The sequence below is a fragment of the Streptomyces sp. SDT5-1 genome, from assembly GCF_052245995.1.
In the GTDB taxonomy this organism is placed as follows: Bacteria; Actinomycetota; Actinomycetes; order Streptomycetales; family Streptomycetaceae; genus Streptomyces.
Window position 1 is genome coordinate 3,704,901 of record NZ_CM125963.1, and the last position, 15,851, is coordinate 3,720,751.

16 protein-coding genes are annotated in these 15,851 nt (G+C 71.1%); 8 read left to right on the plus strand and 8 right to left on the minus strand.

Features of this window, described 5'->3' with window-relative positions:
- Window positions 1-43 precede the first annotated feature (43 nt).
- Genes ACTWJ8_RS17155 through ACTWJ8_RS17165 form a run of 3 tightly spaced genes read left to right on the plus strand, consistent with a single transcriptional unit; the run spans window position 44 to window position 2,812 of the window.
- Window positions 44-1,309: an LCP family protein gene (locus tag ACTWJ8_RS17155; protein WP_356384518.1), complete on the plus strand. Its 1,266-nt coding sequence runs from the start codon at window positions 44-46 to the stop codon at window positions 1,307-1,309.
- A gap of 15 nt (window positions 1,310-1,324) precedes the next feature.
- Complete coding sequence (locus tag ACTWJ8_RS17160; RefSeq protein WP_443264371.1) at window positions 1,325-2,068, plus strand: SDR family NAD(P)-dependent oxidoreductase; 744 nt, start codon at window positions 1,325-1,327, stop codon at window positions 2,066-2,068.
- 12 nt (window positions 2,069-2,080) lie between these two features.
- On the plus strand, window positions 2,081-2,812 hold the full coding sequence (locus ACTWJ8_RS17165) for an SAM-dependent methyltransferase (RefSeq protein ID WP_443264373.1): 732 nt from the start codon (window positions 2,081-2,083) through the stop codon (window positions 2,810-2,812).
- A 37-nt stretch (window positions 2,813-2,849) separates the two neighbouring features.
- Here ACTWJ8_RS17165 and ACTWJ8_RS17170 read toward each other — a convergent pair whose 3' ends face one another.
- The gene (locus ACTWJ8_RS17170; protein ID WP_356384509.1) at window positions 2,850-4,007 is read right to left on the minus strand and encodes an acyl-CoA dehydrogenase; all 1,158 of its coding nucleotides are present in this window, start codon (window positions 4,005-4,007) and stop codon (window positions 2,850-2,852) included.
- A 192-nt stretch (window positions 4,008-4,199) separates the two neighbouring features.
- On the opposite strand from ACTWJ8_RS17170, the gene ACTWJ8_RS17175 reads away from it, so the two are divergent.
- Window positions 4,200-5,525, plus strand: a complete 1,326-nt coding sequence (locus tag ACTWJ8_RS17175) for a UDP-glucose dehydrogenase family protein (RefSeq protein ID WP_443264375.1) — start codon at window positions 4,200-4,202, stop codon at window positions 5,523-5,525.
- Between the two features lie 12 nt (window positions 5,526-5,537).
- Here the strand turns inward: ACTWJ8_RS17175 and ACTWJ8_RS17180 are convergent, their stop codons facing one another.
- Window positions 5,538-6,041, minus strand: coding sequence for a CGNR zinc finger domain-containing protein (locus ACTWJ8_RS17180; RefSeq protein ID WP_356384503.1), 504 nt, complete (start codon window positions 6,039-6,041; stop codon window positions 5,538-5,540).
- An 87-nt stretch (window positions 6,042-6,128) separates the two neighbouring features.
- Here ACTWJ8_RS17180 and ACTWJ8_RS17185 point away from each other — a divergent pair, with 87 nt between their 5' ends.
- Entirely contained in the window at window positions 6,129-6,491 is a 363-nt protein-coding gene (locus tag ACTWJ8_RS17185; RefSeq protein ID WP_356384500.1) for a VOC family protein, read from the plus strand.
- A 29-nt stretch (window positions 6,492-6,520) separates the two neighbouring features.
- Entirely contained in the window at window positions 6,521-6,907 is a 387-nt protein-coding gene (locus ACTWJ8_RS17190) for a VOC family protein (protein WP_356384497.1), read from the plus strand.
- Here the strand turns inward: ACTWJ8_RS17190 and ACTWJ8_RS17195 are convergent.
- From ACTWJ8_RS17195 to ACTWJ8_RS17210, 4 genes are all read right to left on the minus strand, one after another.
- Window positions 6,904-8,022: a dipeptidase gene (locus ACTWJ8_RS17195; RefSeq protein WP_443264376.1), complete on the minus strand. Its 1,119-nt coding sequence runs from the start codon at window positions 8,020-8,022 to the stop codon at window positions 6,904-6,906. The two genes, ACTWJ8_RS17190 and ACTWJ8_RS17195, sit on opposite strands and share 4 nt — an antisense overlap.
- 134 nt (window positions 8,023-8,156) lie before the next feature.
- The gene (locus ACTWJ8_RS17200; protein WP_443264378.1) at window positions 8,157-9,344 is read right to left on the minus strand and encodes a dipeptidase; all 1,188 of its coding nucleotides are present in this window, start codon (window positions 9,342-9,344) and stop codon (window positions 8,157-8,159) included.
- A 5-nt stretch (window positions 9,345-9,349) separates the two neighbouring features.
- Window positions 9,350-9,886: a 5-(carboxyamino)imidazole ribonucleotide mutase gene (gene purE, locus ACTWJ8_RS17205; RefSeq protein ID WP_443264379.1), complete on the minus strand. Its 537-nt coding sequence runs from the start codon at window positions 9,884-9,886 to the stop codon at window positions 9,350-9,352.
- On the minus strand, window positions 9,883-11,085 hold the full coding sequence (locus tag ACTWJ8_RS17210) for a 5-(carboxyamino)imidazole ribonucleotide synthase (RefSeq protein ID WP_443264381.1): 1,203 nt from the start codon (window positions 11,083-11,085) through the stop codon (window positions 9,883-9,885). The genes purE and ACTWJ8_RS17210 overlap by 4 nt, the downstream gene beginning before the upstream one ends.
- Window positions 11,086-11,212: 127 nt before the next feature.
- On the opposite strand from ACTWJ8_RS17210, the gene ACTWJ8_RS17215 reads away from it, so the two are divergent.
- The gene (locus ACTWJ8_RS17215) at window positions 11,213-11,731 is read left to right on the plus strand and encodes a GtrA family protein (RefSeq protein ID WP_356384486.1); all 519 of its coding nucleotides are present in this window, start codon (window positions 11,213-11,215) and stop codon (window positions 11,729-11,731) included.
- Between the two features lie 27 nt (window positions 11,732-11,758).
- Here the strand turns inward: ACTWJ8_RS17215 and ACTWJ8_RS17220 are convergent, their stop codons facing one another.
- Both ACTWJ8_RS17220 and ACTWJ8_RS17225 read right to left on the minus strand, forming a co-directional pair.
- Window positions 11,759-13,033 carry an ATP-binding protein gene (locus tag ACTWJ8_RS17220; protein ID WP_443264383.1) on the minus strand — a complete coding sequence of 425 codons (1,275 nt, stop codon included), beginning with the start codon at window positions 13,031-13,033 and terminating at the stop codon, window positions 11,759-11,761.
- 98 nt (window positions 13,034-13,131) lie between these two features.
- Window positions 13,132-13,809: a response regulator transcription factor gene (locus ACTWJ8_RS17225; RefSeq protein ID WP_356384481.1), complete on the minus strand. Its 678-nt coding sequence runs from the start codon at window positions 13,807-13,809 to the stop codon at window positions 13,132-13,134.
- Window positions 13,810-14,317: 508 nt separating this feature from the next.
- On the opposite strand from ACTWJ8_RS17225, the gene ACTWJ8_RS17230 reads away from it, so the two are divergent.
- The gene (locus tag ACTWJ8_RS17230; RefSeq protein ID WP_356384478.1) at window positions 14,318-15,811 is read left to right on the plus strand and encodes a peptide MFS transporter; all 1,494 of its coding nucleotides are present in this window, start codon (window positions 14,318-14,320) and stop codon (window positions 15,809-15,811) included.
- Window positions 15,812-15,851 lie beyond the last annotated feature (40 nt).

Genomic DNA, 15,851 nt, shown 5'->3' on the forward strand with positions numbered 1-15,851 from the left:
AGGGCTTGTAAGGCACGCATTCGGGCACGGCACACTGACGCCTATGAATGATTGGCCCGACGGGTGGAGCGACAGGCAGGGCGGCACCGCCGGCGGCGGTTACGGCCGTGGCAGCGGCAGCGCGCGGCCGGAAGGCGCCCGTGTCATGCGGCACGTGCAGCGCCCCGTCCCGCAGCAGCCCCCGCCCTCGTACGACGGCGGACACGACGCGTCGTACGACGACGGCTACAACACGGGCCAGGTCTACGGCCAGCCGAGCCGCAGGGGCCGCGGCCCCGGGTTCGAGGACGGCGGCGACTACGGGCCGCCGACCGGCCGCCCGGTGCGCCCCCGCAACTGGGGCAGGCGCATCAAGTGGACCGTCCTGACCGTGATCTTCGTGGTCGTCGTGGCGAGCATCGGCACGTACTTCTGGGCCGACAGCAAGCTGAACCGCGCGGTCGACCTGTCGAAGGTCATCGAGCGGCCCGAGGCGGGCGACGGCACGAACTACCTGATCGTCGGCACCGACAGCCGCGAGGGCATGTCGGCCGAGGACAAGAAGAAGCTGCACACCGGCTCCGCCGAGGGCAAGCGCACGGACACGATGATGATCCTGCACGTCGGCTCCAGCGGGGACACCCTCGTCTCGCTGCCGCGTGACTCGAACGTCACGATCCCCTCGTACAAGGGCGCCGAGTCCGGCAAGACGTACCCGGGCACCGGGCGGCAGACGAAGCTGAACGCGGCGTACTCCGAGGACGGCCCCACGCTGCTCGTGCGCACCGTCGAGGCCAACACCGGGCTGCACATCGACCACTACGCGGAGATCGGCTTCGGCGGCTTCGCGAACATCGTGGACGCGGTCGGCGGCGTCGAGATGAACCTGAAGGAGGGCTTCAAGGACAAGTGGTCCGGGGCCGACTTCAAGGCGGGCAAGCAGACGCTCGACGGCCAGCAGGCCCTCGCCTTCGTCCGTACGCGGCACGCCTTCGCCCAGTCCGACCTCCAGCGCACCAAGAACCAGCAGCAGTTCCTCGGGGCGCTCGCGCACAAGGTGTCCTCGCCGGGGACGGTCCTCAACCCGTTCTCGCTGTACCCGACGATGGGCGCGGGCCTCGACTCGCTGACCGTCGACAAGGACATGAGCCTGTGGTCGCTCGGCAAGATGTTCCTGGCGATGAAGTCCGTGAACGGCGGTGACGGCAAGTCCATGAACATGCCGACGAGCGGTTCGGTGGGCGGCAATCTGCTGTGGGACAAGGCCAAGGTCAAGCAGCTCGTCGACCAGTTCAACAACGGCGAGAAGGTCACCGTCAGCAGCGACTGACGCCAGGATGTCGTCATGGCATCCGCTCTCGTACTCGGAGCCGCCGGTGGAGTGGGCCGGGCCGTCGTGGCCCGGCTCGCCGCCGGCGGTTCGCATGTGGTCGCGGTCGACCTGGACCCGACGGTCCGTCACCTCCCGGGCGTGCACGCCGCGTTGGAGGCCGACGCCACCGAACCGGCCACCCTCGCGCGGGCCTTCGACGCCGCTCCCGAGCCGCCCTCCGTGCTCGTGCACGCGCTGCTGCACGAACTACGGGTGCCTCTCGGTGAGTTGACTCCGGGGCAGTGGCACACGGTGTTCGACGTCGGGCTCGTCTCGGCCTGGCAGGCCGCGGCCGAGCTGGTGCGGCGCAAGGGCGAGGGGCCCGCGTCCGTGGTCCTCGTCGGCTCCGTGCACGCGCACGGGGCGGCGCCCGGCTGCGCGCCGTACGCCGTCGCCAAGGCGGGCCTCGGCGCCCTCGCCCGCGCTGCGGCGACCGAGTGGGGGCCGCTGGGCGTGCGCACGAACGTCGTCGAGCCCGGCTTCGTGCCCGTCGAGCGCAACGCCCACCGCTGGCGCGACCCCGCCGAGCGGGCCCGGATCGAGGCCGACTACCCGCTCGGCCGCCTCTGCTCCCCCGCCGAGATCGCCGAAGCCGTCGCCTTCCTGGCCGGGCCCGCCTCCTCGTACGTCAACGGGGTCTGCCTGCCCGTGGACGGCGGATACCTCGCGGCGCTGCCCGAAGTCACAAAAGGTGATGCGGCGGGCCCCCGGCCCTGACACGCTGCGCCGATGGACCGCGAAGAGCTCTCCCGCATCGCTCATGCCGACCACCCGATCAAGGCCCCGCTCGGCGACGACTCGGTGCGCGCACTGCTGCGCCACACCCTGCCGCGCGGCGACGAACGCGTGCTCGACCTCGGCTGCGGCCCCGCGGAGTGGCTGCTGCGGGCCCTCGCGGCCCACCCGGGCGTCCGGGCCGACGGCGTCGACCTCGACGAGGGCTCCCTCGCCGAGGCACGCGAGCGCGCCGAGGCGGCCGGAGTCGCCGACCGGCTCACCCTCCACCACACGTCGGCGGAGGACTTCGCCCCGCCGCAGCCGTACGACGCCGTGCTCAGCGTCGGCGCCGCACACGTCTTCGGCGGCCTCCTGCCCACCCTGGAGGCGACCCGCGCGCACCTGGCGCCCGGCGGCCGGGTCCTGATCGGCGACGGCTACTGGGCGTCCGAGCCCACCCCCGATGCGGTGGAGGTGCTCGGCGACTTCTCCGACCTGCCCACCACCCTCGACAAGGTCGCCTCGGCCGGCTGGACCCCGGTCCAGGCCCACCTCAGCACCCGCCACGAACTGGACGCCTACGAATGGTCCTGGCTCGGCTCGGCGGCGAACTGGGCCCTGGACCACGACAACCCCGAGGTCCTGAAGCTGGTCGACGAACGCCGCGCCGAATGGCTCCACACCTACCGCCCCTCCTTCGGCTTCGCGTGCCTGGTGCTGCGCAGGACGCACGAAGGCCCCTGAACCGCGGACGGGTCAGGGGCCTCGGTGTGCGGGAGCCCTACGGCAGGTTGCGCGCCATGACGATGCGCTGGACCTGGTTCGTGCCCTCGTAGATCTGGGTGATCTTGGCGTCGCGCATCATGCGCTCGACCGGGTAGTCGCGGGTGTAGCCGTAGCCGCCGAGGAGCTGGACGGCGTCCGTGGTGACCTCCATCGCGACGTCCGAGGCGAAGCACTTGGCTGCGGCGCCCTGGAAGGTGAGGTCCTTGTCGCCGCGCTCGGACTTGGCGGCGGCCGCGTAGGTCAGCTGGCGGGCGGCCTCGATCTTCATGGCCATGTCCGCGAGCATGAACTGGATGCCCTGGAAGTCGCCGATCGGCTTGCCGAACTGCTTGCGCTCCTGGACGTAGCCCTTGGCGTAGTCGAGGGCGCCCTGGGCGCAGCCGAGCGCCTGGGCGGCGATCGTGATGCGGGTGTGGTCCAGGGTCTTCATCGCGGTCGCGAAGCCGGTGCCCTCCTCGCCGATCATGCGGTCGGCAGGGATGCGGACGTTGTCGAAGTAGACCTCGCGGGTCGGCGAGCCCTTGATGCCGAGCTTCTTCTCCGGGGCGCCGAAGGAGACGCCCTCGTCGGACTTCTCGACCACGAACGCGGAGATGCCCTTCGAGCGCTTCTCCGGGTCGGTGACCGCCATGACCGTGTAGTACTCGGACTCACCGGCGTTCGTGATCCAGCGCTTCACGCCGTTCAGGACCCAGGAGTCGCCGTCGCGCACCGCGCGGGTCTTCATGCCCGCCGCGTCCGAACCGGCGTCCGGCTCGCTGAGGCAGTACGAGAACATCGCGTCGCCCTTGGCGAGCGGGCCCAGGTACTTCTTCTTCAGCTCCTCGGAGCCGGACAGGATCACCGGGAGCGAGCCCAGCTTGTTCACCGCGGGGATCAGCGAGGAGGAGACGCAGGCGCGGGCGACCTCCTCGATGACGATGACCGTGGCGAGCGCGTCGGCGCCCGCGCCGCCGTACTCCTCGGGAACGTGCACGGCGTGCAGGTCGGACGCGACCAGCGCGTCCAGGGCCTCACGCGGGAAGCGCGCCTCCTCGTCCACCGCTGCGGCGTGCGGGGCGATCTTCGCCTCGGCCAGCGCGCGGATCGTGTCGCGGAGCATGTCGTGCTCCTCGGACGGGCGGTACAGGTCGAAGTCAGCCGATCCGGCCAAGGTCTCTCACGCTCCAAGCCACGCTTCTACTGGTGCTAACTACCGTTAAGTAACCAGAATTTTAGTTCTCGGCCCACACCACGGATACGTGAGCTACGCGACAAAGGGAAAGTTGCCCGGTGAGGAGCCTTCACAACCCACGGCTATGCTCGGCAGCGCCCTGAAGCACCCACACCTCTGGAGCCCCGCGATATGGCCCTCAAGATCACCGTGATCGGCACCGGCTACCTCGGCGCGACGCACGCCGCGGCCATGGCCGAGCTCGGCTTCGAGGTGCTCGGCCTGGACGTCGTGCCCGAGAAGATCGACATGCTCACGCGGGGCGAGGTCCCGATGTACGAGCCGGGCCTGGAGGAGCTGCTCCGCAAGCACGTCGCGGGCTTCGAGGGCTCCAGCGGCCGACTGCGCTTCACGATGGACTGGGCCGAGGCGGGCGACTTCGGCGACGTGCACTTCGTGTGCGTGAACACGCCGCAGAAGCACGGCGAGTACGGCTGCGACATGTCGTACGTCGACTCCGCCTTCGCGTCGCTCGCGCCGCACCTCAAGGAGGGCGCGCTCGTCGTCGGCAAGTCGACGGTGCCGGTGGGCTCGGCGGAACGCCTCGCCGAGATCCTGCCCGAGGGCGCGGAGCTGGCGTGGAACCCCGAGTTCCTGCGCGAGGGCTTCGCCGTCAAGGACACGCTGCACCCGGACCGCATCGTGGTCGGCGTGACCAGCGAGCGCGCCGAGAAGCTGCTGCGCGAGGTGTACGCCACGCCGGTCGGCGAGGGCACGCCGTTCATCGTGACGGACTACCCGACGGCCGAGCTGGTGAAGACGTCGGCGAACTCCTTCCTCGCCACGAAGATCTCCTTCATCAACGCAATGGCCGAGGTCTGCGAGGCCGCGGGCGGCGACGTCGCGAAGCTCGCCGAGGCGATCGGCTACGACGAGCGGATCGGCCACAAGTTCCTGCGCGCCGGGATCGGCTTCGGCGGCGGCTGCCTGCCGAAGGACATCCGGGCGTTCATGGCCCGCGCGGGCGAGCTGGGCGCCGACCAGGCCCTGACGTTCCTGCGCGAGATCGACTCGATCAACATGCGGCGCCGCGGCGCGATGGTCGAGATGACCCGCGAGGCCCTCGGCGGCGGCCCGTTCCTGGGCAAGCGCGTCGCGGTCCTCGGCGCCACGTTCAAGCCGGACTCCGACGACGTACGGGACTCCCCCGCGCTGAACGTCGCCGGTCAGATCCACCTCCAGGGCGGCCAGGTCACCGTCTACGACCCGAAGGGCATGGACAACGCGCGGCGCGTGTTCCCGACGCTCGGCTACGCGGACTCGGCGCTGGAAGCCGTGCGCGGCGCGGACATCGTGCTGCACCTCACCGAGTGGCGCGAGTTCCGCGAGCTCGACCCGGCGGAGCTGGCCAAGGCCGCCGCGAACCCGGTGATCCTGGACGGCCGCAACGCACTGGACGCCACGCTGTGGCGGGCCGCCGGCTGGACGTACCGGGCGATGGGCCGCCCGTCCGCCTGACCGCATGGTCGACTACTTGGCGCGGTAGCGCCGCATCTTCGCCCGAGCCCCGCAGACCGCCATGTCGCACCAGCGACCGCGGCCCGCGGGGCTCCGGTCGTAGTACGCCCAGTGGCAGTCGGCCGCCTCGCACGCCTTGAGCCGCGCCCAGGTGCCGTCCCCGCGCGCCTCGGCGATCGCCGCCGCCACCCGGCCCGCGAGGGACCCTCCGTCGACCGGGACGAGGCTCGCCGCGCCGTCCGCCGCGTCGACCGCGACCCGCAGCGGCGCCCGCGCGAGCAGCTCGCCCAGCGGGGTCACGGGCCGGTGCGGCGGATGGCCCGCGTGGGCGAGGCAGGCGGCGCGCAGCGACTCGCGCAGCTCGCGCGCCGCGTCGACCTCGCCCGCCGCGATGCCGAACCGCTCGCGCGTCTCCGCCCGGTCCAGCGCGTCCTCGCCCGTCGTGATGTCGAGCAGCGTGTTGACCAGGGCCTCGATCAGCGCGAGGCCGCCGGGCGCGGTCTGGCGGGCATTCATGCTTGCGACGTTACCCCCAATGCGGGAGTATCCAGTAACGCCGAAGTTACCGGTTGACCCCGCCTAGGGGTAACACGAGGAGGCATCATGCCCATCGCACAACTCGGAGTCGTCGTCCTGGACTGTCCGCGCCCGCGCGAGCTGGCGGACTTCTACGCGGCCGTGCTCGGCGGCAGCGTCACCGGCGACGAGGGTGACTGGGTCGACGTGACGGCGCCCGGTGGCCACCGCCTCGCCTTCCAGCGCGCGGAGGGGTACGTGGCGCCTGCCTGGCCCGCGCCCGACGCCTCGCAGCAGTTCCACCTCGACCTGACGGCGGAGGACCTGGACCGGGCCGAGAAGGAGGTGCTCGCGCTGGGCGCCACCGTGCTCGACGCGGCGGACCGCTCTCGCAGCTGGCGGGTTTACGCGGACCCGGCGGGGCACCCGTTCTGCCTCTGCGCCTGCTGATCAGGGCCGCCGACGAAGGGATCCCCGCCATGGCTTTCGCCAAGATCGGCACCGTCGCCTACGACTGCCCCGACCCCGTCGCGCTCGCCGAGTTCTACGCGGCCGTGCTCGGCGGCGAGATCGAGAACTACGAGGGCAGGGGGAACTGGTACAACCTGAACCTGCCGGACGGGCAGCGCCTGTCCTTCCAGCGGGTCCCCGACCACAGGCCACCGCAGTGGCCCGCGGCCGACCACGACTCGCAGCAGCTCCACCTCGACCTCGACGTCGAGGACATCGAGGCCGCGCAGGAGAAGATCCTCGCGCTCGGGGCGGAGCCGCTCGATCTGGACGACCGGGGCGGCGAGCGGGACTTCCGGGTCTACGCGGACCCGGCGGGCCACCCGTTCTGCCTGATCAGGCCGGACGCCGGCTAACGGCCTTCGGGGGTCGCGGTCGACGGGCCGCGGCGGTGCCGCGTGGCGCGGGCGACGAACTCCGTGCTGCGCAGCACCCGCTGGACGTTGCCCCAGGTGAGCAGGGCGAGGTCGGCGTCCGTCCAGCCGCGGCGCTGGAGCTCCGCGATCAGGGCCGGGTAGTCGGCGACGTCGGCGAGGCCCTCCGGGTGCGCGTCCCCGGTGTCGTACGTGCCGGACAGGCCGACCGCCTCGGGGCCCGCGAGGGCGCGCACGTGGTCGATGTGGTCGGCGACGTCGCGCAGGTGGGGTCCGGTGCGGGCCGCTGAGCAGGGCACGAGGCACAGGCCGCCGTTCTCGCCGAGCGCGGCGATGAGTCCGTCGGGGGCGTTGTCCGGGTGCCCGTTCAGGGCGCGGGCGGCCGAGCGGGTCAGGACGGCCGGGGCCTTGGAGACCGCGAGGACCCGCTCTGCGGTCGCGGCCGAGGCGCCGGTCAGGTCGATGAGCATGCCGATCCGGTTCATCTCCCGCACGACCTCCTCGCCGAACCGCGTCAGACCGGCGTCGGAGGCCCAGAACGTGCCGCTCAGGGTGAGGACGCGCAGCCCGAGGGCGTGCAGGGAGCGCAGCGTGCCGAGGGAGTCCGCGGCGGCGGTCGCGGGGGCGGGACCGATCAGGACGGCGATACGGCCGTGGGCGCGGGCGTCGGCCGTGTCGGAGGCGGAGCGGGCGAGGCGCAGGTCCTCGGGGTGCTGGGCCACGACGTTGGTGATCAGGTCGATCTGTTCCAGGGTCGTGGTGACCGGGGCGTCGGGGTCCACGTGGGGCGCCCACAGCTGGGCGCCGGTGCCGCCCGCGCGCAGCCGCGGCAGGTCGGCCTCGACGGAGCTGTCGCCGAGTTCGAGGTCGTACCAGGGAAGGGTGCGCAGCACCTGCGGGAGCCCGCAGTAGCCGTCGGCGACGGGGTGCCGGGCGAGGAGGTCGAGGGGCGCGGGCTCGGGGACGGCGTGGAGTTCGGGCGCTTCGCCTTCGTCGGCCGGGACGGGGCCGGTGGAGGCGGGGGTGTCCGGGCTGGCGACAGCTTCCAGGTCACCCGCTTCGGCGGGAGCGTCGAGTTCGTCCTGTAGGTCTGCCATGGCAGGGCTCCGGACTTGATGGGACAGTCGTTCGCCCCACGGTGGCACGGCGTGGCGCCGGTGACACGGTGAGCAGTGCCGTTCGGGTGGGCGGGGGCGGATCGGGCCCCGGGAGGCCCCCGCCCACCCGCGGCCTACGCGTCCAGCTGCTCCAGCGTCGCGTTCGACGGGCCCCGGCGCGCGCGCAGGTCGGCCGCGACGGACTCCGCGTCGCCGAGGACCCGTACCGCGTTGCGCCACGTCAGCTTCGACAGGTCGTCGCGCGACCAGCCGCGGTCCACCAGCTCGGCGATCAGGTTCGGGTAGCCGGAGACGTCGTTCAGGCCCTCCGGCAGGAACGCCGTGCCGTCGTAGTCGCCGCCGACGCCGATGTGGTCGATGCCCGCGACCTCGCGCATGTGGTCCAGGTGGTCCGCGACCGTGGCCACCGTCGCGATCGGTCGCGGTCGCGCCTCCTCGAAGGCGCGGTGCAGCTTCATCGCCTCCGGGGACGTGTCCAGGTGGTGGAAGCCGTGCGAGCGGAGGTTATCGTCCGCCGCCGCCGTCCAGTCGACCGCCGCCTGGAGGACGAACTTCGGGACGAAGGTGGCCATGGCCACTCCCCCGTTCCCGGAAAGCCGTTCCAGCACGTCGTCCGGGATGTTGCGCGGGTGGTCGCAGACCGCGCGGGCGGAGGAGTGCGAGAAGATCACCGGCGCCTCGGTGGTGTCGAGCGCCGCCCGCATCGTCGTCGCCGCCACGTGCGAGAGGTCGACCAGCATGCCCTCACGGTTCATCTCGCGGACGACCTCGCGGCCGAAGGCGGACAGGCCGCCGACGCCGGGATCGTCCGTCGCCGAGTCCGCCCACGCGATGTTGTCGTTGTGCGTGAGCGTCATGTAGCGGACGCCCAGCGCGTACAGGGCGCGGAGCGTGGCCAGCGAGTTGTTGATGGAGTGGCCGCCCTCGGCGCCCTTGAGCGAGGCGATGCGGCCCTCCTTGCGGGCCGCCTCCATGTCGGCCGCCGTCCGCGCCTCCCGCAGCTCGCCCGCGTACCGGGCGATCAGCTGGTCGACGCAGTCGATCTGTTCGAGGGTGGCGCTGACCGCCGCGTCGCCGCTGAGGTCCGTGCGGACGTAGACCGACCAGAACTGCGCGCCGACGCCGCCGGCCCGCAGCCGCGCCAGGTCCGTGTGCAGATGGGCGCTCTGGTCGGTGGCGATGTCGCGGGCGTCGATGTCGTACGTGACCTGCTCGCGCAGCGCCCACGGCAGGTCGTTGTGCCCGTCGACGACGGGGAACTCGGCGAGGACCGCGCGGGCTTCCTCCAGGGAGGCGGACACGCGCGTCACTTCCCGAAGCCGAAGCCGGATCCGGCGCCCTCGACCTTGGAGCGCAGCCGCTTGCCCTTCTCGGTGGCCTGGTCGTTCAGCTCCTGCTGGAAGTCCCGCATGCGGCCGAGCAGCTCCTCGTCGTGCGCGGCCAGGATGCGCGCCGCGAGCAGGCCGGCGTTGCGCGCGCCGCCGACGGACACCGTCGCGACCGGCACGCCCGCCGGCATCTGCACGATGGAGAGCAGCGAGTCCATGCCGTCGAGGTACTTCAGCGGGACCGGCACGCCGATCACCGGCAGCGGCGTCACCGACGCCAGCATGCCGGGCAGGTGGGCGGCGCCGCCCGCGCCCGCGATGATCGCCTTGAGGCCGCGCTCGGCGGCCTGCTCCCCGTAGGCGACCATCTCGCGCGGCATCCGGTGCGCGGAGACGACGTCGACCTCGTAGGGGATCTCGAACTCGTCGAGGGCCTTCGCCGCGGCCTCCATGACGGGCCAGTCGGAGTCGGAGCCCATGACGATGCCGACGACGGGAGCGGTGGAAGAACTCATTCGGTGATCGTGCCCCTCAGATAGCCGGCTGCGTGACGGGCGCGCTCCAGCACGTCGTCCAGGTCGTCGCCGTAGGTGTTCACGTGACCGACCTTGCGGCCGGGCTTCACGTCCTTGCCGTACATGTGGATCTTGAGCTGCGGGTCGCGGGCCATGCAGTGCAGGTACGCGCTGTACATGTCCGGGTAGTCGCCGCCGAGGACGTTCACCATGACCGTCCACTCGGCGCGCGGGCGCGGGTCGCCCAGCGGCAGGTCGAGCACGGCGCGCACGTGGTTCGCGAACTGGGACGTGATCGCCCCGTCCATCGACCAGTGCCCCGAGTTGTGCGGGCGCATCGCCAGCTCGTTCACGAGGATCCGGCCGTCGCGGGTCTCGAAGAGCTCGACCGCGAGGTGGCCGACCACGCCGAGCTCCTGCGCGACGCGCAGCGCCAGCTCCTGGGCCTCGCCCGCCAGGTCCTCGTCCAGCTCGGGGGCAGGGGCGATCACCGTGTCGCACACGCCGTCGACCTGCTGGGACTCGACGACGGGGTAGGCGACGGCCTGGCCGTGCGGGGAGCGCACGACGTTGGCCGCCAGCTCCCGCACGAAGTCGACCTTCTCCTCGGCGAGGACCGGCACGCCCGCCTTGAACGGGTCGGCGGCGTCCGCCTCGGAGCGCACGACCCACACGCCCTTGCCGTCGTAGCCGCCGCGCACGGTCTTGAGGATGACGGGGAAGCCGTCGCCCTCCTCCGCGAACGCGACCACGTCCGCCGGATCCGTCACGATCCGGTGGCGCGGGCACGGCACGCCGAGCGACGTGAGCTTCGCGCGCATCTCGCCCTTGTCCTGGGCGTACAGCAGCGCGTCGGGCCCCGGCCGGACGGGGATGCCGTCCGCCTCCAGGGCACGGAGGTGCTCTGTCGGTACGTGCTCGTGATCGAAGGTGATCACGTCGCAGCCGCGCGCGAACTCGCGCAGCGTGTCCAGGTCGCGATAGTCGCCGACCACGACATCGCCGACGACCTGCGCCGCGGAGTCCTGCGGGGTGTCACTGAGGAGCTTGAACCTGATGCCGAGCGGGATGCCTGCCTCGTGTGTCATACGAGCGAGCTGTCCACCGCCGACCATGCCGACTACGGGGAACGTCACCGGTCCAGGGTATCGGCCATTTGACCGGATCCCGTACGCACCTCGTCCTGTAGGAAAAGACAAGGGGCGGACGGCCGGAAGCGGTACTCGTCGTCCCCGGACGCCGGGCACGGCCCCCGGTTAGCATGGCTGGGTCGGTCATGACCGGACCGGCCCTGACCACGAGGCACACGGGGGCTGAGGCGACCATATGAGCGGTACCGGACGTACCGGCGCGCTGCGCCAGCGGCTCGCGGGCCTGGCCCGTGAGGTCGCGAAGTTCGGTGTCGTGGGGGCCCTCGGCGTCTTCGTGAACTTCGCCGTCTTCAACCTCATGCGGCACAGCACCGACCTCCAGGTGGTGCGGGCCAGCGTCATCGCGACGGTCGTCGCCATCGCCTTCAACTACGTGGGGTTCCGCTACTTCACGTACCGCGACCGCGACAAGAGCGGCCGCACCAAGGAACTCACGCTGTTCCTGCTGTTCAGCGTGGTGGGCCTGGTGATCGAGAACGGCGTCCTGTACGCGGCGACGTACGGCTTCGGGTGGAACACGCCGCTCCAGAGCAACGTCTTCAAGTTCCTCGGCATGGGCCTCGCGACCCTCTTCCGGTTCTGGTCGTACCGCACGTGGGTGTTCAGGGCGCTGCCGGCGCGGGAGGCCGTGGCCAGCGCGGAATCGTTCCTCGGCGAGTCCCGGCCCACGCCTCCGGTGCGCAGCGGCCGCTAGCACTTCTCCGTTTTCCGGGCGCGCGGCTCAGCGGATCGTCTGTTCCGCGCCGCCCTCCGCCGTCTTCTTCAGCGGCGTACGGGACAGGAACAGGCCGAAGACCGGCGGGCTGCCCTGGAGCATCTCGAGGCGGCCGCCGTCGGCCTCCGCCAGGTCGCGGGCGACTGCGAGGCCGATGCCCGTCGAATTGCGGCCGCTGATGGTCCGCTCGAAGATCCGCGAGCCCAGCTCGGGCGGCACGCCCGGCCCCTCGTCGGTGACCTCGACGATGGCCTGGCTGCCGGTGACGCGGGTGCGCAGGGCGACCGTGCCGCCGCCGTGCATCAGCGAGTTCTCGATCAGCGCCGCGAGGACCTGCGCGACGGCTCCCGGGGTGCCGACCGCCGTGAGGTGGCGCTTGCCGGAGGAGACGATGGCGCGGCCCGCGCTGCGGTAGGCGGGCCGCCACTCCTCCAGCTGCTGCTTGATCACCTCGTCCAGGTCGAACGGGACGGCGGAGCCCGTGCGCGGATCGCGGGAGTTCGTGAGCAGCCGCTCGACGACGTCGGTGAGCCGCTCGACCTGCGCGAGCGCGATCGTCGCCTCCTCCTTCACCTCGTCGAGGTCCTCGGTCATCGTGATCTCCTCCAGGCGCATGGAGAGCGCCGTGAGGGGCGTACGGAGCTGGTGCGAGGCATCGGCCGCGAGCCGCCGCTCGGCCGTCAGCATGCGGGCGATCCGCTCCGCCGAACCATCGAGGACGTCGGCGACACGGTCCAGCTCGGGGACGCCGTAGCGCTTGTGCCGGGGGCGCGGATCGCCGGACCCGAGGCGCTCGGCCGTGGACGCGAGGTCCGTGAGCGGCGACGCGAGGCGGTTGGCCTGGCGTACGGCGAGCAGGACGGCGGCGACGATGGCGAGCAGGGCCACGCCCGCGATGATCAGGAGCGTGCGGCCGACCTCCGTGGTGACGGCCGACCGCGCCTCCTCGACGGTCACCTTCTCGCCCTGCTCACCGGTGGCGGTGTACGAGATGACGTCGCCGACGGGTTCCTTGCCGATGGTGAGCGGGGCGCGGCCGGGCATGTCGATCTCGGCGTAGCGCTCCCCCGCGACCTGGTCCTGGAGGATGCGGACGGTGATCTGCTCCTCGCCGAGGATTCTGCTGTCCACGATGGAGGCGAGACGGACGGCCTCGGACTCCACGCGTTCCTGGGCGCTGTTGGTGATCGTCCGGGTCTCCACGATGACGAGGGAGACGCCGAAGACGGCGATCACCACCAGGACCACGGCGAGGGTGGAGTTGATCAGTCGGCGACGCATGTTCTTCAGTGTCCCGGATGCGCGGCCCGGGCCGGCGTTGCGGACACGGGGCTCCGCCCCGGACCCCGCTGCTCAATCGCCGCAGGGGCTGATTCGGCTCAGCTCTTCTCGAATCTGAAGCCGACGCCGCGCACGGTCGCGATGTAGCGGGGATTCGCCGCATCGTCGCCCAGCTTCTTGCGGAGCCACGAGATGTGCATGTCGAGGGTCTTCGTCGACGACCACCACGTGGTGTCCCAGACCTCGCGCATCAGCTGGTCGCGGGTGACCACGCGGCCCGCGTCCCGGACCAGGACCCGGAGGAGGTCGAACTCCTTGGCCGTGAGCTGGAGTTCCTCGTCGCCCATCCACGCGCGGTGCGACTCGACGTCGATGCGGACACCGTGGGTGGCCGGGGCCTGGACGGGTTCGGTGGCGCCGCGCCGGAGCAGGGCCCGGACCCGGGCGAGGAGTTCGGCGAGGCGGAAGGGCTTCGTCACGTAGTCGTCGGCGCCCGCGTCGAGGCCGACGACCGTGTCCACCTCGTCCGCGCGCGCGGTGAGGATGAGGATCGGCACCGTGTGCCCCTCGGCGCGCATGCGGCGGGCCACCTCGAGGCCGTCCATCCCCGGCAGTCCGAGGTCGAGCACGACGAGGTCGATGCTTCCCTGCAGTCCGGCGTCGAGAGCGGTGGGGCCGTCCTCGCGCACTTCCACCTCGTAACCCTCCCGGCGCAGGGCGCGGGCCAGCGGCTCCGAGATGGACGCGTCGTCCTCGGCGAGCAGTACACGGGTCATGAGGTGATGGTAGTCCGCGGCGGACGACGCCCGCGGGGTGATCGACGACTGCGCCGCCCGGGGCCGAACGGAATTTTTGCCTCCGGGTTGGCGCCCTGCGGTCCCCGGGTGTCATCGTGGGGAACACCTTTGAAACAGTGCTGGTGGTTCCGTGAAGGCCTGTGATCCATCTCTCAAGTCCTTCCATATGCCACTGAGTCGTTCGTAAGGTGATTCAACGCCTGATGCACTACTGGGGGACCTTTGGAGCGCACTGCGCACCCAAGGTCCCTTTCTTGTGTGAGCTGACGTCCGTCAGCCTTTGAGGAATGACCTGTGGCCGGGCCCCGCGCGTGAGGAAGCGTGCCGGGTGTGGATCTCGGGTCCGCCGTACCTCGTCCCGTACGACAATCTCGTGCGGGCGCATCCCCTGGGCGTGGGGAGGACGGTAGGACCCGGTGCCGGCCGCCCCCACCGGGCGCGTTCGCGTATCTGCGCGGCGCGTCCCGACACCCCACGAGGATCGACCATGGCGTCCAGCCTGACGAAGGACTCGACCGGCACCCCCGGTTCGCAGAAGACCTTCTTCGGCCACCCCCGCGGACTGGCCACTCTCTTCATGACCGAGATGTGGGAGCGTTTCAGCTTCTACGGCATGAAGGCCCTGCTCCCGCTGTATCTGATCGCTCCCAGCGGGCTCCACATGAACCCCGCCACGGCCACAGCGATCTACTCGGTCTACATGTCCATGGTCTACCTGCTCGCCCAACCGGGCGGCTGGTTCGCCGACCGCTTCTGGGGTCCCCGCAAGACGGTGGCCTACGGTGCGGGCATCGTGATCCTCGGCCACATCACGCTGGCCCTGCCGGGTTCGGGCACGTTCTTCGCGGGCCTCGCGCTCGTCGCCCTCGGCTCCGGCCTCCTCAAGGCCAACATCTCCACGATGGTCGGCCACCTCTACGACGGCCCCGAGGACCCGCGCCGCGACAGTGGCTTCACCGTCTTCTACATCGGCATCAACCTGGGTGCCTTCCTCGCGCCGCTGACCATCGGCACCGTCGGTGAGAGCGTCAGCTGGCACTTCGGCTTCGCGCTCGCCGCGGTCGGCATGGCCCTGGGTCTGGCCCAGTTCCTGCTCGGCACGCGCCACCTCAGCAGCGAGAGCGACGTCGTGGTGAAGCCCGCCACGGCCCAGGAGAAGGCCAAGTCGCTGCGCACGTCGCTCATCTGGGCCGCCGTCGCCGCCGTCTTCTACGTGATCGTCGTCGCCACCGGCACCTACACCCTCAACTGGGTCCTCGTGCCGCTGACTCTGATCGGCCTGATCATCCCGATCGCCGTCCTGGTCCGCATGAAGCGCGACAAGGAGCTGTCGAACGACGAGCAGTCCAAGCTCTCCGGCTACATCTGGTTCTTCGTCGTCGCCGCCATCTTCTGGATGATCTACGACCAGAACGGCTCGACGCTGTCGATCTTCGGTGAGAACTCGACGACGAACCACCTGCTGGGCTTCGACTTCCCGACGTCCTGGTACCAGTCGCTGAACCCGATCTTCATCATGGCGATCGCCCCCGTGGTGGCCTCCGCCTGGCTGTGGCTGAACAAGCGCGGCAAGGAGCCGAGCACCGCGGTGAAGTTCGGCTCGGGCCTCGTCCTGATCGGCATCTCCTTCGTCGTCTTCCTCATCCCGCTGATCGACACCGCCAACAACGGTGGCCGCGTCTCCCCGATGTGGCTGGTCGCCATCTACTTCATCCAGACCGTCGGCGAGCTCTGCCTCTCCCCGGTCGGCCTCTCGGTCACGACGAAGATGGCCCCGGCCAAGTACGGCTCGCAGATGATGGGTGTCTGGTTCCTCGCGGTCACCGCGGGCGACTCCGTCACCGGTCTGCTCTCGACCGCCGGTGTCAACCTGAACACCACCGGCGCGGTCACCGGCGAGGCCGCCCTCGCGATCATCGCGGGCTTCGCCTTCTGGATGTACCGCAAGAAGGTCAAGCAGCTCATGGGCAGCGTCAACTAGCCCACACCCCGCAACAGCGAAGCGCCGCCGCACCCCTTCG